Annotated in this window: 15 protein-coding genes; 3 read left to right on the top strand and 12 right to left on the bottom strand. The window is 72.6% G+C overall.

What is annotated here, in order from left to right; translation table 11 throughout:
- Positions 1–37: 37 nt before the first annotated feature.
- The 8 genes from A6A29_RS34820 to rimP all read right to left on the bottom strand — a co-directional run bounded on the left by A6A29_RS34820 (position 38) and on the right by rimP (position 11,212).
- A complete protein-coding gene (locus A6A29_RS34820; protein ID WP_073727358.1) occupies positions 38–3,856 on the bottom strand; it encodes a trypsin-like peptidase domain-containing protein in 3,819 nt (1,272 codons plus the stop codon).
- 202 nt (positions 3,857–4,058) lie between these two features.
- Positions 4,059–4,961 (bottom strand): tRNA pseudouridine(55) synthase TruB, encoded by a 903-nt coding sequence (truB, locus tag A6A29_RS34825; RefSeq protein WP_073726684.1) that lies wholly within the window; start codon positions 4,959–4,961, stop codon positions 4,059–4,061.
- On the bottom strand, positions 4,958–5,455 hold the full coding sequence (rbfA, locus tag A6A29_RS34830) for a 30S ribosome-binding factor RbfA (protein ID WP_073726686.1): 498 nt from the start codon (positions 5,453–5,455) through the stop codon (positions 4,958–4,960). Before rbfA ends, truB begins: the two co-directional genes overlap by 4 nt.
- Positions 5,456–5,492: 37 nt before the next feature.
- A complete protein-coding gene (locus tag A6A29_RS34835; protein WP_073726688.1) occupies positions 5,493–5,786 on the bottom strand; it encodes a DUF503 domain-containing protein in 294 nt (97 codons plus the stop codon).
- A gap of 174 nt (positions 5,787–5,960) precedes the next feature.
- Positions 5,961–9,122: a translation initiation factor IF-2 gene (gene infB, locus A6A29_RS34840; RefSeq protein ID WP_073726690.1), complete on the bottom strand. Its 3,162-nt coding sequence runs from the start codon at positions 9,120–9,122 to the stop codon at positions 5,961–5,963.
- Positions 9,123–9,270: 148 nt separating this feature from the next.
- Positions 9,271–9,549 (bottom strand): YlxR family protein, encoded by a 279-nt coding sequence (locus A6A29_RS34845; RefSeq protein WP_073726692.1) that lies wholly within the window; start codon positions 9,547–9,549, stop codon positions 9,271–9,273.
- 113 nt (positions 9,550–9,662) lie between these two features.
- Positions 9,663–10,703, bottom strand: a complete 1,041-nt coding sequence (gene nusA / locus A6A29_RS34850) for a transcription termination factor NusA (protein ID WP_073726694.1) — start codon at positions 10,701–10,703, stop codon at positions 9,663–9,665.
- Positions 10,704–10,705: 2 nt separating this feature from the next.
- Complete coding sequence (gene rimP, locus A6A29_RS34855) at positions 10,706–11,212, bottom strand: ribosome maturation factor RimP (RefSeq protein WP_073726696.1); 507 nt, start codon at positions 11,210–11,212, stop codon at positions 10,706–10,708.
- Between the two features lie 177 nt (positions 11,213–11,389).
- On the opposite strand from rimP, the gene A6A29_RS34860 reads away from it, so the two are divergent.
- The 3 genes from A6A29_RS34860 to A6A29_RS34870 are packed head-to-tail and all read left to right on the top strand — an operon-like array spanning position 11,390 to position 13,364.
- Positions 11,390–11,905: a hypothetical protein gene (locus tag A6A29_RS34860; protein ID WP_073726698.1), complete on the top strand. Its 516-nt coding sequence runs from the start codon at positions 11,390–11,392 to the stop codon at positions 11,903–11,905.
- Positions 11,902–12,411, top strand: coding sequence for a ferritin-like domain-containing protein (locus tag A6A29_RS34865; RefSeq protein WP_073726700.1), 510 nt, complete (start codon positions 11,902–11,904; stop codon positions 12,409–12,411). The genes A6A29_RS34860 and A6A29_RS34865 overlap by 4 nt, the downstream gene beginning before the upstream one ends.
- 29 nt (positions 12,412–12,440) lie before the next feature.
- Positions 12,441–13,364: an aminoglycoside phosphotransferase family protein gene (locus tag A6A29_RS34870; protein ID WP_073726702.1), complete on the top strand. Its 924-nt coding sequence runs from the start codon at positions 12,441–12,443 to the stop codon at positions 13,362–13,364.
- Between the two features lie 155 nt (positions 13,365–13,519).
- Here A6A29_RS34870 and A6A29_RS34875 read toward each other — a convergent pair whose 3' ends face one another.
- The 4 genes from A6A29_RS34875 to ispG form a co-directional block, all read right to left on the bottom strand.
- Complete coding sequence (locus A6A29_RS34875) at positions 13,520–15,223, bottom strand: proline--tRNA ligase (RefSeq protein WP_073726720.1); 1,704 nt, start codon at positions 15,221–15,223, stop codon at positions 13,520–13,522.
- Positions 15,224–15,259: 36 nt separating this feature from the next.
- Entirely contained in the window at positions 15,260–15,865 is a 606-nt protein-coding gene (locus A6A29_RS34880; RefSeq protein ID WP_073726722.1) for a GNAT family N-acetyltransferase, read from the bottom strand.
- A 29-nt stretch (positions 15,866–15,894) separates the two neighbouring features.
- Positions 15,895–16,737, bottom strand: a complete 843-nt coding sequence (locus A6A29_RS34885; RefSeq protein WP_073726724.1) for a GNAT family N-acetyltransferase — start codon at positions 16,735–16,737, stop codon at positions 15,895–15,897.
- Between the two features lie 181 nt (positions 16,738–16,918).
- A complete protein-coding gene (ispG, locus tag A6A29_RS34890; protein ID WP_073726742.1) occupies positions 16,919–18,073 on the bottom strand; it encodes a flavodoxin-dependent (E)-4-hydroxy-3-methylbut-2-enyl-diphosphate synthase in 1,155 nt (384 codons plus the stop codon).
- Between the last annotated feature and the right edge of the window lie 117 nt (positions 18,074–18,190).

The raw sequence follows: 18,190 nt of genomic DNA on the forward strand, positions 1-18,190 counted from the left end.
CGCTCCTCGCCCGAACCTGTGTACGTGTGTATGTCGATTACGCAGGTCTAAGACTGCCATGCTCACGTCCCGCGGCCTGCATCGGCATCGGGATCGCGGGCCGTGATGCCTCCAGCGCCTCCACCGTCCGCCGCGCGCTCGGGCCCACGACCGCCGCCCATTCCTGCGGGGCGTCGGCCAGCCAGCCGATGACCAGCGCGGCGAAACCGGGCACGTCACGAGCGAGCTCGACGAGGCTCCGGTCGAAGCGTGCCGCACCCTCCGGGGTCCGCACCAGGAGCATTCCGGTGCGGTGCACCAGCGCCCTCGTCCGTACTTCCGGCCGGTGGCCCGACCCCGCCGCGGCGGCCCGCAGCAGCGCGTCGAGCACCTCCGGGTCCCGCCCCCTGTCCTGCTCGAACTCCAGCAGGACCTCCAGCAGCTCGGCCCGCAGCGGCCTGGAGGCGGTGCTTCCGGGCCCCGCGAGCACCCGGGCGAGCGCGCCGCGCACGGCGGGCGGTACGGGGCGGTCCCGCAGCAGGCCCGTCACCAGGGGCAGCAGCAGGGCACGGGCGGCGGGGCCGTGCTCCAGCCGCAGGTCCACGTACTCACCGGCGTACGTGCCGTCGTCGGGGTGGCTGTCGATGTACGTCCGTACCAGCCCCGCGGCGTGCAGCGCCAGGGCGGGCGCGTCCAGCGCTGCCAGCTCCCGCAGCACCTCGCCCGCACCGTCCCCGGGGCGGGCCAGCCGGGTACGCAGGGCGGCGAGCACCGGCTCCGGGCGGGCCGGGAACACCTCGGCCAGCAGCGCCACCGGCAGCCGGGGATCCGCCGCGGCGAACACCCGCAGGGCCTCGGCGAGATACCGGTCCCGGGTCTCCGGGTCCCGGACGAGAAGGGTGAGCGCCGGGCCGTGCAGGGCGTCGTCGGAGCGGCGGGCCAGCAGGGTGAGGGCAGCGGCGCGCAGGAGGGCCCGGTCGGTGCCGGCGAGGGTGCGCTCCGCGAGCAGCACGGCGTAGTGCGCGGCCGCCGGGCGCCGGGCCGGCCGGTCCTCGTCGCGCGCCCAGCGCTCCACGGCCCGGCAGAGCGCGGCGGGCTCGTCCTCGGCCAGTGCGGCGAGGAGTTCGGCGGCGCGCGGATGGGGCGTCACCACGAGGGCGTCGGTCAGCTCGTCCACGGCCAGGTCCCGGCGGGCGTACAGAAGAGCCTGTGCGGCGGCGGCCACCGTGGGACGCAGGGGCACGTCCTGTCCGGCCGGCAGCGGGCGCTCGTCGGTGAACCAGCGGCACAGCAGCCGCTGCACGGTGGGCGGGTCGAGGGCGAGCCGCCGGGCCACGGCGTCCAGATACCGCTCGTCCCCGTCGGCGCGCGGGATTCCGTCGGCGGGCACGAGCCGCCGCAGGAGGTCGATCCGGTCCTCCTCGGGCAGCCGCAGCCGCCGCCAGAACCAGGGCCCGAACTCCGTGTAGGCCCCCAGCCCGGCCGGTCCCGCCCCGGCGGCGGACCGCCGGGTGATCCGTCCGGCGAGCACCCGCAGCACGCCCAGATAGGGGCGGGCGTCGGGCACTTCGAGCAGTGACTGGCCCAGGAGGTGGGCGGCCCACCAGCCCGCGTCCTCGTCCGCCCGCGTCCGCCCGTCGTCAGGGGAGAGCCGGTCCAGCGCCTCGATCAGGTCGGCCATCCGGTGCGCCAGCGCGGAGGTGCCCTGACGGCGGCCCAGCAGCAGCATCGCCTGGATCACCGGTCCGATGCGATGCCTCGGCACGGGCAGGCTCCGGGGCTCCGGCGTCTCCGGGGACGCCGGGGACGCCGGGGACTCCTGAAGCGCCTGGGGCTGCTGGGGTTGGTGAGGCACTTGCAGCAATGGGGGCCGATGAAGCTGCTGGGCCGACCCCACCGACCGCGACTCACGGAACTGCTCAGGAGACTGGGGCTGCTGGGACTGCCGGCGGGGCTGAGGCCGCTGACGGGGCTGGGACTGCCGTGACCGCCGGGGCCGCGGCAGAGACCCCCGCCCGGAGACCACCGGCGCCGCGCCGACCGGGCCCACCGGGGCCGTCGGCGAGGCCGCCGGGACCGACGCCGCTGTCGGCTCCTCCCCCGTGTGCCAGCGGTGGACCAGCGACCGCAGCGCCGCGTCCAGGTCGAGGTGCGCGCCCTGCACCCAGTCCCCCAGCTCCTCGTGGGCGAAGCGGTAGCCCGCGCCCGCCGGAACCAGGAGGCCCTCGGTGAGAACCGCCGAGGCCCAGCCGGTGCGCCAGGGGAAGATCTCCTCGAACGCCGCCCGGTCCAGCTCCCCCTGGCCCGGCCCGAGACAGCGCCGGGCCGCCTCGTGGACCTGCCCGGCCACCCGGGCGGCCAGCCTGCGTACGGCGGTGCCACGGGGCTGCGGATCGGCCGCCGCCGCGATCCGGACCGCGACGCGGACGCACATGAGGTCGAGGTGGGCGCCGAAGACGTCCTCGGTGTCGGGCAGGCCCGCCACGTCCGGGGGCAGCGCCGCGCGTACCTCGGCGAGCAGCCGGAGCGTGAGCGGGTGCCGGTCGTGGCCGGGGGCGAGGGCTCCGGCGGGGATGCCGTGGCGCTCCCGGGCCCGCTCGGCCTCGCTCGCGGTCAGGTCGCCCAGACGCAGCGCGGGCGGCAGCCCCCGGGCGGGCCGCCCGGGGCGGTGCAGCGTGTCCGGCGGGTGGAACGACCCGGCCCGCTCCCAGTGCTCGGGGCGGCAGGCGACGACGAGCCGTGCCCCGTGGTGCCGCAGCCAGTCGGCCGTGCCCGCCGTCCACTCGGCCAGCCGGTGGGCCAGCAGCGGGGGCATCTCCTCGGGGCCGTCCAGCACGACGAGCAGCGGGTGTCCCGCCGCCACGGCCAGCGCGGCCACCCGCTCGGGGGTGGCCGTCCCCATGTCCCCCCGGGCCCCGGCGGCGGTGACGATCCGTGCGGACCGGGCGAGGGTACGGGCGACGGCTTCGGCGACGGAGGTGTCGTCGGCCAGCAGATCGGCGCCGCGCAGCCACAGGGTGAGCGCGGGCGCCTCGCCCCCGGCACGGCGGGCGGCCAGGGCGGCCAGCTCGGTGGTGCGACCGGTGCCGGGTGCCCCGACGAGGCCCAGGACCGTCCCCGTACCGTCCTCGAAGGCGGTGAACTCCGCCCGGACCTCGTCCCGCTCCACCCGTTCGGTGCGGGCGCCCGTGCCGCCCGCCGAGCCGACCGAGGTCGCGGTGAGCTGGAGGGCACCGGCGAGGTTGAGGTCGGGTCCGTAACCGGGGACGCTCATCGCGTTGCGCCGCAGCAGGGCGTCGAACTCGCCGCCGGAGCCGGGGGCGAGCGGCAGGGCGAGCCCGGCCGCCTCATGGGCGGCGCGCAGAGCGGTGCAGAGCACACCGAGGACCGCACCGGACCGGGGGTCGGTCACCGGGCCGCCGACGGCCGCCCCGCCCGAGCGCAGCGCGTCGCGCCCGTCCGTGCCGAGGGCCAGTTCCAGCGCCGCCCCGATCGGGTGGCCGCGGCCGTCCGCGGTGTACGTGGCGGGGGCCGTACCGAGCACCCGGGCCTCGCGCCAGCCGTGCGCGGCGATGCGGACGTAGGTCCCGGCCTCGATCCGGTCCCGTGCGGCGATGGGGAGCGGGTCGGTGCCGAGCGCTTCGGGTCCGCCGGTGCGCACCAGGGCGAGGCCGAGCGCGGGCAGTGCGGTGATGCTGTCGGGACCGACGGGACAGGTGCGGCCGTCGCTCCCGTGGAGCACCAGAGGCACGTCGGAGGCGACGGCCCGGTGACTGGTGACGACCGTCCCGCGATCGTCCGCGACGAATCCGGTACCTCTCGGCCGGCCGGCCTGATCGCAGATTCTTACCAGCTTCGACCGGTCCCCGCTGCCCATGGTCAGACGGTAGGTCGGCAACGATCGGCGCGAGAAGCGCAAGGGGCGAAAGCGCCCCCCTGCGCACCCCTCGTTCACTCCGAGCGCCCGTCCATTGGGGTGAATTCGCGGGGCTGGATGGACAGGGCCCACCGCGGGAGGGGGATCGTGGAGCGGGCACCGGGGCTGTGCCCGCTCCACGGTGAAGCGGTGGCGGAGCCCGTCAGACGAAGACGGCGAGGCTCTTGGCCTTGCCCTTCTGCTCCTCGACCAGCACCAGGAACCGCCCGTCGGGCCCGAAGACCCCGACCGGTCCCGGCGGATACGCGGGCATGTCCAGCCGGACGCCGTTGAGCAGCAGCTTGGCCCGCTTCTCGTCCACGTCCCAGCGGGGGAACGCGGAGGCCGCCGCCTCCGCGACCGGCATCACGGTCAGCTCCTCCTGGTGCGCCTCCAGCGTCCTCGCCGCGTCCAGCCCGTACGGGCCGACCCGGGTGCGCCGCAGCGCGGTGAGGTGCCCGCCCACACCGAGCCCGGCACCGAGGTCCCGGGCGAGGGCGCGGATGTACGTACCGGAGGAGCAGACGACGGAGACGACGAGGTCGACGACCGGGGTCCCGTCCTCGGCGACCGCCTCGCGGACGTCGTGGACGGCGAAGGACGAGACGGTCACCGGACGGGCCGGGATCTCGAACTCCTCGCCGCCGCGCACCCGCGCGTACGAACGCTTGCCGTCGATCTTGATGGCGCTGACCTTGGACGGCACCTGCATGATCGGGCCGCTCAGCGCGGCCACCCCGGCGTCGATGCCCTCCCGCGTCACACCCGAGGCATCGGTGGACGAGATGATCTCGCCCTCCGCGTCATCGGTGATGGTGTCCTGCCCGAGCCGGATCGTGCCGAGGTACTCCTTCTCGGTCAGCGCGAGATGGCCCAGGAGCTTGGTGGCCTTCTCGACGCCGAGCACGAGCACACCGGTCGCCATCGGATCGAGCGTGCCGGCGTGCCCGACGCGTCGGGTACGGGCGATGCCGCGCATCTTGGCGACGACGTCGTGCGAAGTGAAGCCGGACGGCTTGTCGACAATGACAAGGCCGTCCGGCGTCCTGTTGTTCTGCTGTGTCATGCGGAGGCCGAGCCCTCGTTCCCACTGGGGCGCTCGGGCTCGTCGGACCCCTCGGCCTCGGCGGCCTCGTCCTCGTCCTCCGGCTTGCGGTACGGGTCGGCGTCGCCCGCGTACTTCGCGCCGGTCGACACCTCGCGCACCTCGGCGTCCTTGGCCCGCGCCTTGTCGAGGAGGTCCTCGATGGTGCGGGCGTTGTCCGGCAGGGCGTCCGGGACGAAGGCCAGGGTCGGTGTGAACCGGACCCCGATCTGCCGGCCGACCTCGGAGCGCAGGACGCCCTTGGCGCTCTCCAGCGCCGCGGCGGAGGCCGCGCGCTCCTCGTCGTCGCCGTAGACCGTGTAGAAGACCGTGGCCTCCCGCAGGTCGCCGGTGACACGGGCGTCCGTGATCGTCACGAATCCGAGCCGCGGATCCTTGATACGCCGGTCCAGGGTCTCCGCGACCACGACCTGGATGCGATCGGCCAGCTTGCGGGCCCGCGCGTTGTCGGTCACCGGTCCGTCACTCTTCCTTCTGGTTTTTGCTTACGGTTCAGTCTTCGTCACTGTGCAGCCGCCGTCGAACCGACAGCAGCTCCACTTCGGGACGCGCGGCGATCAGCCGCTCGCACCGGTCCAGTACGTCTGTGAGGTGTCCGGTGTCCCCGGAGACCACGGCAAGGCCGATCTCGGCCCTGCGATGGAGATCCTGCCCGCCCGTCTCCGCCGCACTCACCGCGAACTTGCGCTGCAGCTCGGCGACGATCGGGCGGAGGATGGAGCGTTTCTCCTTCAACGACCGTACGTCGCCGAGGAGCAGATCGAAGGACAGTGTCCCCACATACATGTATGTCCGGATGTCCCGCCGGTTCGGGTTCGGAAAGGGCCCGGAGGCCACCCCCCGGACCGGCACAGCGTGCCCTGCCGGTACTCGGCCGGGACACCAGAACCGTACCGGAACGGCCGGGGCCGATCGACGGAAATATGACCCGTCGACCGGCCCCGACTGTTGAGGTACGGATCAGCCGCGCGGCTTCTCGCGCATCTCGTACGTCGCGATGACGTCGTCGATCTTGATGTCGTTGAAGTTTCCGAGGTTGATACCGCCCTCGAAGCCTTCGCGGATCTCGGTGACGTCGTCCTTGAAGCGGCGCAGACCGGAGATGTTGAGGCTCTCCGCGATGACCTTGCCATCGCGCAGCAGGCGCGCCTTGGTGTTGCGCTTGACCTCGCCGGACCGGACCAGCACACCGGCGATGTTGCCCAGCTTGGACGAGCGGAAGACCTCGCGGATCTCCGCCGTACCGAGCTCGACCTCTTCGTACTCCGGCTTGAGCATGCCCTTGAGGGCCGCTTCGATCTCTTCGATCGCCTGGTAGATGACCGAGTAGTACCGGACGTCCACACCTTCGCGCTCGGCCATCTGCGCGGCACGCCCTGCGGCGCGCACGTTGAAGCCGATCACGATGGCGTCGGAGCCGGTCGCCAGGTCGATGTCCGACTCGGTGACCGCACCCACACCGCGGTGCAGGACCCGGATGTCGACCTCTTCACCGACGTCGAGCTGGAGCAGCGAGGACTCGAGAGCCTCCACCGAACCGGACGCGTCGCCCTTGATGATGAGGTTGAGTTCCTGGACCAGACCGGCCTTGAGCGCCTCGTCCAGGTTCTCCAGGGAGAACCGGACACCCTTGCGGGCGAAGTTGGCGTTGCGCTCACGAGCGGCACGCTTCTCGGCGATCTGACGGGCCGTACGGTCCTCGTCGACGACCAGGAAGTTGTCGCCGGCGCCCGGGACGTTGGTGAGACCCAGCACGAGGACGGGGGTCGAGGGACCCGCTTCCTCGACGTTCTCGCCCTTGTCGTCGAGCATCGCGCGGACTCGGCCGTAGGCGTCGCCGACGACCATCGTGTCGCCGACCCGCAGCGTGCCTCGCTGGACCAGGACGGTCGCAACGGCACCGCGGCCGCGGTCGAGGTGGGACTCGATCGCAATACCCTGCGCGTCCTGCTCCGGGTTGGCCCGCAGGTCGAGCGAGGCGTCGGCGGTGAGGACGACGGCCTCCAGCAGTGCCTCGATGTTGAGGCCCTGCTTCGCGGAGATGTCGACGAACATCGTGTCGCCGCCGTACTCCTCGGCCACCAGACCGAACTCGGTGAGCTGACCGCGCACCTTGGTCGGGTCGGCACCCTCGACGTCGATCTTGTTGACCGCGACCACGATCGGCACCTCGGCCGCCTTGGCGTGGTTCAGCGCCTCGATCGTCTGGGGCATCACACCGTCGTTGGCCGCCACCACGAGGATCGCGATGTCGGTCGACTTCGCACCACGTGCACGCATGGCGGTGAACGCCTCGTGACCCGGGGTGTCGATGAAGGTGATCCGGCGGTCCTCGCCGTTGACCTCGGAGGAGACCTGGTACGCACCGATGTGCTGCGTGATGCCGCCGGCCTCGCCCGCAACGACGTTCGTCTTGCGGATCGCGTCCAGCAGTCGGGTCTTACCGTGGTCGACGTGACCCATGACGGTCACGACCGGCGGACGGGAGACCAGGGCCTCTTCGCCGCCCTCGTCCTCGCCGAACTCGATGTCGAAGGACTCGAGCAGCTCGCGGTCCTCCTCCTCGGGGCTGACGATCTCCAGGACGTAGTTCATCTCGTCCGCGAGAAGCCGGAGCGTCTCGTCGGAGACGGACTGCGTCGCCGTGACCATCTCGCCGAGGTTCATCATCACGGCGACGAGCGACGCCGGGTTGGCGTTGATCTTCTCCGCGAAGTCGGTGAGCGAGGCACCGCGCGACAGCCGGACAGCCTGTCCGTTGCCGCGAGGCAGCATGACGCCGCCGACCGACGGGGCCTGCATGGCCTCGTACTCCTGGCGCCTCTGCCGCTTCGACTTGCGACCACGACGCGCCGGACCGCCGGGACGGCCGAACGCACCCTGTGTGCCACCACGGCCACCGGGGCCGCCGGGACGTCCACCGAAGCCGGGACGACCGCCGAAGCCGCCGCCACCACCGGGACGGCCTGCGCCGCCACCGCCACCGGGACCACCGGGACGACCGGCGAAGCCGCCGCCACCGCCACCGGGACCGGCCGGACGGCCTGCGAAGCCGCCGCCACCGGGACGGCCCGCGCCGCCACCGCCACCGGGACGGCCTGCGCCGCCACCACCGGGACCACGGCCACCGCCGGGGCCACCGCCGGGACGCGGACCCGCAGCGGGACGCTGCGGCATCATGCCGGGGTTCGGACGGTTACCGGACGGGGCACCGCCCGGACGGGGAGCCTGCGGACGGGGCATGCCGCCGGGGCTCGGACGTGCGCCACCCTGACCCTGCGGGCGCGGGGCGCCACCGGGGCCGCCCTGCGGACGCGGGGCGCCGGGGCGCTCCTGACCGCCACCGGGGCGCGGGGCGCCACCGGGCCGGGGGGCCTGGGGACGCGCCATGCCGGTGGAGCCACCGGAGGTGAAGGGGTTGTTGCCCGGACGGGGACCCGCCGGACGTGCGCCACCGGGGCGCGGGGCGCCCTGGCCGGCGGGACGTGCGGGGCGGTCGCCGCCACGCTCGCCACCGCGGCCGCCGTCACGCTGACCACCCTCACGCTGACCACCGTCGCGGCCGCCGTCACGCTGACCGCCGGCCGGAGCCGGACGGGAGGCGGGACGCGGGCCGGGGGTGGCGCCTGCGGGGCGGGGGGCCTGCTGCTGCGCGGGCGCGGCCTGCTGAGCCGGAGCCGGTGCCGAGAACTCGGCAGCGGGGACCGGAGTCACCGGGGCGGGCTTGGGCGCGGGCTTCGGGCCCGGACGCGGGCCGGCCGACGGCGCGGAAGGCGCTGCCGGTGCGGTGCTCGCGGGGGTGCTGCTCGCCGGGGCCTCGGCTGCGGCCGGCTTGGGGGCCGGGACGCCGGGCTTCGGGGCAGCGGGACGTGCCGCGGCGGCCGGGGAGGGCGCTGCGGGCTTTACGGGCGCGGCCTTGCGGGGCGCGCCGGGCTTGGCAGCGGACTTGCCGGCGTTGCCGCCGGGCCCCTGCAGTGCGTCAGTCAACTTGCGTACAACCGGCGCCTCGATCGTCGAGGACGCCGAACGGACGAATTCACCGAGTTCTTGGAGCTTGGCCATGACGACCTTGCTCTCGACGCCGAACTCCTTGGCGAGTTCGTATACCCGGACCTTAGCCACTTCGCTCCTTTTAGGTCCGGGTTACCGCCGGACCGTCGCTACTTCATGGGCGTACTCATCGCGTACTCATCGAGTGCTCATCGCAATCTCGACCTACTTCCAACTCGCGAGGTACCTGACCGCACGGGGACCCGTGCCGTTCACTTTCCTACGGTGTCACCCGCTCGACGAACCGCTGCAGTGCGGCGGAGTCGAACGGCCCCTTGGCCTTGAAGGCCCGGGGGAATGCCCGGCGGCGAACCGCCAGGTCGAGACAGACAGATGCGGGGTGCACATAAGCACCCCGGCCGGGCAGCGTACCGCGTGGATCAGGGACGCATACTCCCTCGTCCACCACGATGCGCAGCAGCTCGCTCTTGGCCGCTCGCTCCCGGCATCCCACACAGGTTCGCTCGGGGCAAGCGCGGGCTTGCGTCCGGCCAGACACGGCTAAGTCTACCTCCCCGTAACGACCCCACCCCTTTGGGGCAAGAATCGAACGGATGTTGTCGTGATCTCAGCGGCTTGCCACCCAGATCTATTCCGTCGAGCGGGTCCGGGTCAACGCCTTTCCGAGCGCTCCCGGGCCCGCTCGGCCCGCTCGCGGTCGGCGATGTCGCGCTCGGCGTCCGTCTCGGTGTCCGGCCGGATGTCGATGCGCCAGCCGGTGAGACGGGCGGCGAGACGGGCGTTCTGCCCCTCCTTGCCGATCGCCAGCGACAGCTGGTAGTCCGGGACGGTGACCCGTGCGGACCGGGCACCGAGGTCCACGACCTCCACCTCGCTCACCCGGGCGGGCGACAGGGCGTTGGCGACCATCTCGGCCGGGTCGTCCGACCAGTCCACGATGTCGATCTTCTCGCCGTGCAGCTCGGCCATGACATTGCGCACACGGCCGCCCATCGGACCGATGCAGGCGCCCTTGGGGTTGAGGCCGGAACGGGTCGAACGGACCGCGATCTTCGTGCGGTGGCCGGCCTCGCGGGCGATCGCGCAGATCTCGACGGAACCGTCGGCGATCTCCGGGACCTCCAGCGCGAAGAGCTTCTTCACCAGGTTGGGGTGGGTGCGCGACAGCGTCACGGACGGACCGCGCACGCCCTTCGCGACCCGTACGACGTACGTGCGAAGGCGCAGGCCGTGGGTGTACTCCTCGCCCGGCACCTGCTCCTGCACCGGCAGGATCGCTTCCATCTTGCCGATGTCGACCAGGACGTTCTTCGGGTCCTTGCCCTGCTGGACGACGCCGGTGACGACATCGCCCTCGTGGCCCGCGTACTCGCCGAAGGTCTTGTCGTCCTCCGCGTCGCGCAGCCGCTGCATGATGACCTGCTTGGCGGTGGACGCGGCGATACGGCCGAAGTCGGACGGGGTGTCGTCGAACTCCTTGGCCTCCTGGCCCTCTTCGAGGTCGGCCGGGTCCTCCTTCGCCCACACCGTGACGTGGCCGGAGTCGTCCAGCTTCACGCGTGCCCGGCGGTGGCTGTGGGGGGTGTGGTGGTACGCGATGAGGAGGGCCGATTCGATCGCCCCGACGAGCACCTCGAAGGGGATCTCCTTGCTCTGCGCCAAGCCCTTCAGAAGCTTCACATCGATGTCCACGGCTACGCCTCCTCTTCCTTCTTGTCCTTGCGGTTGAATTCGATCTCCACGCGCGCCTTGGCGATGTCGGCGAAGGCGACCCGGCGGGACGTGGGCCTGCGGCCCTTGACGCCCGGCACTTCGAGGTCGAGTCCTTCGTCGTCGACGGCCAGGATGCGGGCGACCAGCTCGTCGGCGCCCGCTTCGGCGGACAGCTGGAACTTGGCCAGCCTGCCGGTGGCGCGTACGTAGTGGCGGTGCTCGGTCAGCGGGCGGTCGGCGCCCGGAGAGCTCACTTCGAGGACGTACTCGTCCTCGCCCATCGCGTCGGTCTCGTCGAGCTTCTCGGAGATCTCGCGGCTCAGCTCGGCGCAGGTGTCGAGCTCCACGCCCTCGTCGGAATCCACGATGATCCGCAGCACGCGACGGCGGCCTGCCCGGGAAACCTCGATCTCTTCGAGATCCAGCTGCTTCGCGCTGACGAGTGGTTCGAGCAGTCCGCTCAGCCTCTCGCTCTGGGTGGTGCTCATCCGGGTGACTCCTCGGCCGCGTGTGCTGTTGTGGGGATCGTCGTGCGTCAGGTCAAAGGGTATCCGGTCCCGAGGGGTGTTGCCGTCCGCCGGCCCCGCCTCCCACGGGTACGCTCGCCTGCGGTGATCACTTCAGGACAGATCCGGTCAGGACCGGTCCCGGCTCGAAGGAGAAAAGTGCGGCGCACGGGGACGACGCGCAGGGGGGCGCTCACCGCGACGGGGGCGCTGGCAGCGGGAGCGGTGCTGGCCGGCTGCGGCGGCGACAGCGGAACCGAGGGCCGCGGGGGCGCCGTGAGTGCCGCCGCGGTCCGGGCCGAACGGACCCGGCGGGCGACGGCCGCCCGGACCGGTGCCGAGCTGCTCGCCCGGTACGAGGACGTCGCCACGGCCCACCCGGCGACCGCGGCGGGGCTCGCCCCCCTGCGGGCGGCCGTGGGGGCACACGTGAAGGCCCTCCTGGAGGGCGCCGGGAAGGCGCAGTCGCTCTCCTTCGTCAGGACGCCCCCCGTGACCGACGCGAAGAGTGCGGTGCAGGAGCTGGCCGCGGCGGAACGGCGGGCAGCCGACGCCCACACCAAGGCGCTGCTGACGGCGGAGCCGGAGCTGGCCCGGCTGCTGGCCTCGGTCGCCGCGGCCTCCGCGGCCCACGCGTATCTGCTCACCGAACTGGCCAAGGAGACCTCGTCATGACCACGCAGCCCGGGAACGAGGACAAGCCCGCACCCGCCCTGGCCGCCGCACAGGCCGCGCTCGCCGCCGAGCACGCCGCGGTGTACGGCTACGGGGCGCTGGGCGGCCGGGTCGCCGGGAAGCGGCGCGGCGAGGCCGGGGCGGCGCACGACGGCCACCGGGCCCGCCGTGACGCACTGGTGCGCACCGTGCGTGACCTGGGCGGTACGCCGGTCGCGGCGGACGCCGCGTACGCTCTGCCGTTCGCGGTGGCGGACTCGGCGTCGGCGGTGCGGCTGGCCGCGGTGCTCGAGGACCGGGTCGCCGGTGTCTACTCCGATCTCGTACGCGCCGCCGAGGGGCCGCTGCGGCGGGAGGCCGCGGGCGCCCTGCGCGAGGCCGCCGTGCGCGCGGCCCGCTGGCGGGGCAGCGGCGTAGCCTTTCCTGGGCTTGCCGAGCGGGCCACCGGCCGCGAACCGGTCGCGTCGGCGCCCGTGGAGGCCGCCGGGGCCGACGGGACGCACTGAAGAAGGCTCTGAAAGGGAACAAGGCACGTATGGGTTTCGAACCGCCGCAGCGTCTGGTGCGAGCGCTCGGTGAGATGTACGGGGACGCCGTCGCCGCCGACTGGCTCGGCCGGCTCCCCGCACTCACCGAGGAGGCACTGACCGGGAACGGACGGAATCTGTCCGTCGAACGGGCGGTCGCCCCCGGTGGACGCAGCGGCCTGGTGCTGCTGGTGCGGCGGCCCGACGGGACCCCGGCCGTGCTGAAGATCGCCCCGCCGGCGGCCGGGCCCGAGCACGAACGGGCGGCGCTGGCCCACTGGAACGGCTGGGGCGCGGTACAGCTCCTGGACCTTCCGGGCGCCGGCGCGGCACCGTCCGGCGGGCTGCTGCTGGAGCGGCTGCACCACGAGGTGTCGCTGCGTTCGCTGCAGGAGGCGAAGGCCCTGCTGGAGGCGGCGGGCACGGTGCGACGGCTGTGGGTCGAACCGCCCGCCGGACACGCTTTCGAGACGGTCACCGAGCGGACCGCCCGTCAGGCGGGCCCGATGCGGGCCGCCGCCGAGGCGGACCCGGTACTGGCCCCGCTCGTCTCCGCGGCCCTGGCCGCTCGCGAGGAGTTGGTCGCCCACGCCCCCGAACTCCTGCTGCTGCACGGCAACTTCCGCCAGAGCAAGGTGCTGTCGGGTGAGCGCGCGCCGTGGCTGACGGTCGGACCGGAGCCGCTGGTGGGTGAGCGCGCCTATGACCTGGCGCGGCTGGTGCGCGACCGGGTGGAGGATCTGATCGCCTCGCCCGGCGGCCCGGTGACGGCCCGCCGGAGGGTCAAGAAGCTCGCGGAGTCGCTGGATGTGGAGCAGGAACGGCTGCACGGCTGGACGCTGTTCCGGGCGGTGGAGTCGGGCACCCGGGCGCTGTCCGAGGGACGGCGGCAGACGGGCGAGCTGACGCTGGAGTTCGCGGGGTGGCTGTAGGCACCCGCCCCGGCAGGGCGCCGACCGGGGGTGCGCCCCGGCCCGCTGCCCTGCCGGCCGGCGGGGTCCCGGCCCCGATGCCGCCCGATCGCTGCGAAAAGCCCCCGCGCACCTGAGGTGCGCGGGGGCTTTCGTCGTCCGTGCGGGCGGTCGGATCAGCCCTGGTCGGCGATGAGGCGGGCGATCGCCTCGTCGACGGTCAGCTCCTCGCGCTCGCCGGTGCGGCGGTCCTTCAGTTCCAGGACGCCCTCGGCGGAGCGGCGGCCCGCGACCAGGATCTTCGGTACGCCGATCAGCTCGGCGTCGGTGAACTTCACGCCGGGCGAGACGCCCGCGCGGTCGTCGACCATGACCCGGACGCCCGCCGCGTTGAGCTTCTCGGAGACGTCGAGGGCCAGCTCCGTCTGGAGGGCCTTGCCCGCGGCGACGACGTGGACGTCGGCCGGGGCGATCTCGCGGGGCCAGCACAGGCCCTTGTCGTCGGCGGTCTGCTCGGCGAGCGCGGCCACCGCACGGGAGACGCCGATGCCGTACGAGCCCATCGTGACCCGGACCGGCTTGCCCTGCCGGCCGAGCACGTCGAGCTGGAAGGCGTCGGCGAACTTGCGGCCGAGCTGGAAGATGTGGCCGATCTCGATGGCACGGTCCAGCTGGAGGCCGGTGCCGCAGTTGGGGCAGGGGTCGCCCGCCTCGACCACGACGACGTCGAGGTAGTCCTCGACCTCGAAGTCGCGGCCCGCGACGACGTTCTTCGCGTGGGTGCCGGGCTTGTTCGCGCCGGTGATCCAGGCGGTGCCCGCGGCGATGCGGGGGTCGGCGATGTAGCGGACCTTCTCCAGACCCTGCGGGCCGACGTAGCCGCGCACCAGGTCGGGGCGGTCGACGAAGTCCTCGGCGGTGACCAGCTCGACCACGGCGGGGGCCAGGTGCTCGCCGAGCTTGCCCAGGTCGACCTCGCGGTCACCGGGGACGCCCACGGCGACGATCTCGCCGTCGACCTTGACCAGGAGGTTCTTCAGCGTGGCGGAGGCCGGGACGCCGAGGTGGGCGGCCAGGGTCTCGATGGTCGGGGTGTCGGGGGTGTCCAGCTCCTCGACGGGGCCGGTCGCGGAGCTGTCGACGGCGGTGGCCTTGAAGGTCACGGCCTCCGTGTTGGCGGCGTAGTCGCAGGCGGGACAGTCGACGAAGGTGTCCTCACCGGCCGGGGCGGGGGCGAGGAACTCCTCGGACGCGGAGCCGCCCATCGCGCCGGAGACGGCGGAGACGATGCGGTGGTCGAGGCCCAGGCGCTCGAAGATCCGGATGTAGGCGTCGCGGTGAAGCTGGTACGCCTCGGCCAGACCCTCGTCGGTGGTGTCGAAGGAGTACGAGTCCTTCATCTGGAACTCGCGGCCGCGCAGCACACCGGCGCGGGGGCGGGCCTCGTCGCGGTACTTGGTCTGGATCTGGTAGAGGATCACGGGCAGGTCCTTGTAGGACGAGCACATGTCCTTGACGACCTGGGTGAAGATCTCCTCGTGCGTGGGGCCGAGCAGATAGTCGGCGCCCTTGCGGTCCTTGAGCTTGAAGAGCAGGTCGCCGTACTCCTCGTACCGCCCGCTGGCGTCGTACGCCTCCTTGGGCAGCAGCGCGGGCAGCAGGACCTCCTGGCCGCCGATGGCGTCCATCTCCTCGCGGACGACGCGGGTGATGTTCTCCAGGACCTTCTTGCCCAGCGGCAGCCAGGACCAGATGCCGGCGGCGGTGCGACGTACGTATCCGGCCCGGACGAGCAGCTTGTGGTTGAGCGTCTCGGCGTCCGCCGGGTCGTCGCGCAGTGTCTTGATCATCAATCGGGACATGCGCTGGACCTGGGCCATGGTGAACTCCTGCTCGCAAGGGTGGTGTGGCCGAGATTAGCCGGGCGCCCCGTGCGGGCGGAAATCGATTCGGTCCGGGCGGCGCAGCGGCAGGGGTGCTCCCATCACCGCGTACGGCAGCGGAGCGCTCGGGAAGACCACCTGACGGGCCAGGTCCTGATAGCCCAGCGCGCGGTACAGACCGCGTGCCGGGCTCTCCGTGTCGATCGCGGAGAGGATGGAGCGGGGGTGGTCGACGGCGTCGGTGATGGTGGTGATCAGGGCCCGGCCGATACCGCGCTGCTGGTGGTCCGGGTGGACATGGAGCTCGGTGATCACGAACGAGTCGTCGAGCCAGCCGTCGGAGCCGGTGGCCCGGAGATAGGGCTCGACGACGGTGGACCACCAGTGGGTGCGGCTGTTGGGCAGGCCGTAGACGAAGCCGACGAGCCGCCCGGTGGGGGTGGTGGCGCCGAGGGCCCGCGCGAAGGGATGGTCGAGGTGTCTGAGGACGATGTGGCGGCGCACGTCGATCTCGTCCTGGCTGAGGCCGAAGGCGACGGCCTGGACGAGCAGGGCTTCGTCGACCCGTGCGGCCAGATCGAGCGGGCCGATCACGATGCCGGGGATTCCGGGGTCGTTCCCGGGGACTGCTGCTGCCATGCGCGAACCCTACTGGCCCGTTCGCACGGTCAGAACAGCACGCTCATGAAGGCGCCGACCTCGCGGAAGCCCACGCGGCTGTATGCCTTGCGTGCGGGGGTGTTGTAGTCGTTCACGTACAGGCTGACGACCGGTGCCACATCGGCCAGCGCATGGGCCAGGACGGCCGCCATGCCCGTCTCGGAGAGGCCGCGGCCACGGAATTCGGGGGCGACCCAGACGCCCTGGATCTGGCATGCCTGGGTGGTGGTGGCGCCGATCTCCGCCTTGAAGAGGACCTTGCCGTCCTCGATACGGGCGAAGGAGCGGCCGGAGCCGATCAGTTCGGCGACGCGTGCCTGGTAGAGGAGCCCGCCGTCGCCCGCCAGCGGGGAGATCCCGACCTCCTCCGTGAACATCGCCACGCAGGCCGGCATCACGATGTCCATCTCGTCCTTGCGGATGCGGCGTACGAAGGGGTCGGGCGCCACCTCGGCGGACAGGCTCTCGGTGACCATCAGCGGCTGGTTGGCCCGGACCTCGCGGGCGGGGCCCCAGCCGGGTTCCAGCAGGCGCCACAGCTGGGCGGTGGGCCCGGCGGGGCCGACGATCGAGGAGCAGCGGCGGCCGGCCCTGCGGGCGCGGTCGGCGAAGGCCCTGACGGCTTCCGGTCCGGCGCAGACGGGGACGAGATTGGCCCCGGAGTAGCAGAGCGAGCGCAGCCTGCCGTCGGCGTACCAGCCCCACATCTCACCGCCGAGGCGCCAGGGATCGAGTCCGGCGGCCTGCACGCGCGAGGTCACAAAGGCATTGGCCACGGGCTCGCTCTCCAGGATGGCGAGCGCTGCGCCGAGGTCGCTGGGTTCGAGGACCCGGGTGGTGGTCTGCGTCAACACGAGGGGGCCTCACCATACGGTCTGCTGATTTCCGCACTGTACCGAACAAGGCTGTGGGGCGCCGCTCGCATGGGGGTACGGGACCGGGCGGTGCTCCGGGCACGGGCCCGCCCGGAGACGGCCGCGCCCCGCGGGACACGGGGTCCGGCGGGGCACGGCAACGGGAAGGAGCTGCGGGTCAGCTGATGGAGACCTCGGGTTCGCCGGACGGGATGCCGTCCTTCTCCATCTGCTCGGCGATCTTCAGGGCTTCTTCGATGAGGGTCTCGACGATCTTCGATTCCGGTACGGTCTTGATGACCTCGCCCTTCACGAAGATCTGGCCCTTGCCGTTCCCGGAGGCCACCCCGAGGTCCGCCTCGCGGGCCTCACCGGGACCGTTGACGACACAGCCCATCACGGCGACCCGCAGCGGGACCTCCATGCCCTCAAGACCGGCACTGACCTGGTCCGCCAGCTTGTACACATCCACCTGCGCCCGGCCGCACGACGGGCAGGACACGATCTCCAGCCGCCGCTGCTTCAGGTTCAGCGCTTCCAGGATCTGCAGGCCGACCTTGACCTCCTCGACCGGCGGCGCCGACAGGGACACCCGGATCGTGTCCCCGATGCCCTCCGAGAGCAGCGCGCCGAACGCGACGGCCGACTTGATCGTGCCCTGGAACGCCGGGCCCGCCTCCGTCACACCGAGGTGCAGCGGGTAGTCGCTCTGCGCGGCCAGCTGACGGTAGGCGTTGACCATGACGACCGGGTCGTTGTGCTTCACCGAGATCTTGATGTCGCCGAAGCCGTGCTCCTCGAAGAGCGACGCCTCCCACAGCGCCGACTCCACCAGAGCCTCGGGGGTGGCCTTGCCGTACTTCTTCAGCAGCCGCGCGTCCAGCGAGCCCGCGTTCACGCCGATCCGGATCGGCGTACCCGCGTCACCGGCCGCCTTCGCGATCTCCTTGACCTTGTCGTCGAACTGCTTGATGTTGCCCGGGTTCACCCGGACCGCCGCGCAGCCCGCGTCGATCGCCGCGAAGACGTACTTCGGCTGGAAGTGGATGTCCGCGATGACCGGGAGCTGCGACTTCCGCGCGATCGTCGCCAGCGCGTCGGCGTCGTCCTGCGTCGGGCAGGCCACCCGCACGATCTGGCAGCCGGAGGCCGTCAGCTCGGCGATCTGCTGGAGCGTCGCACCGATGTCCGACGTACGCGTCGTCGTCATCGACTGCACGGACACGGGTGCGTCCCCGCCGACCGCGACCGATCCGACCTGGATCTTTCGACTGACCCTTCGGTCGGCGAGCTTGGTCGGAACGGCCGGCATTCCGAGAGAAATCGCAGTCATGCGCTGAGCATCCCCAAGGTGTGGATCAAGGTGCGGATCAAGGTGGGCAGGGGTCCCGGGATCGGCGGGCCCCGGCCTTCGAGGTTACGGCACCGGAGCCGGGGCGGACGCATCACG

Origin of the sequence: Streptomyces sp. TSRI0281 (assembly GCF_001905125.1) — a bacterium.
GTDB lineage: Bacteria > Actinomycetota > Actinomycetes > Streptomycetales > Streptomycetaceae > Streptomyces.

Coding starts and splice junctions, on each gene's coding strand:
- A6A29_RS34820 (WP_073727358.1), bottom strand. CDS start 3,856: ATGGGCAGCGGGGACCGGTCGAAGCTGGTAAGAATCTGCGATCAGGCC.
- truB (WP_073726684.1), bottom strand. CDS start 4,961: ATGACACAGCAGAACAACAGGACGCCGGACGGCCTTGTCATTGTCGAC.
- A6A29_RS34835 (WP_073726688.1), bottom strand. CDS start 5,786: ATGTATGTGGGGACACTGTCCTTCGATCTGCTCCTCGGCGACGTACGG.
- rimP (WP_073726696.1), bottom strand. CDS start 11,212: ATGAGCACCACCCAGAGCGAGAGGCTGAGCGGACTGCTCGAACCACTC.
- A6A29_RS34865 (WP_073726700.1), top strand. CDS start 11,902: ATGACCACGCAGCCCGGGAACGAGGACAAGCCCGCACCCGCCCTGGCC.
- A6A29_RS34870 (WP_073726702.1), top strand. CDS start 12,441: ATGGGTTTCGAACCGCCGCAGCGTCTGGTGCGAGCGCTCGGTGAGATG.
- A6A29_RS34875 (WP_073726720.1), bottom strand. CDS start 15,223: ATGGCCCAGGTCCAGCGCATGTCCCGATTGATGATCAAGACACTGCGC.
- A6A29_RS34880 (WP_073726722.1), bottom strand. CDS start 15,865: ATGGCAGCAGCAGTCCCCGGGAACGACCCCGGAATCCCCGGCATCGTG.
- ispG (WP_073726742.1), bottom strand. CDS start 18,073: ATGACTGCGATTTCTCTCGGAATGCCGGCCGTTCCGACCAAGCTCGCC.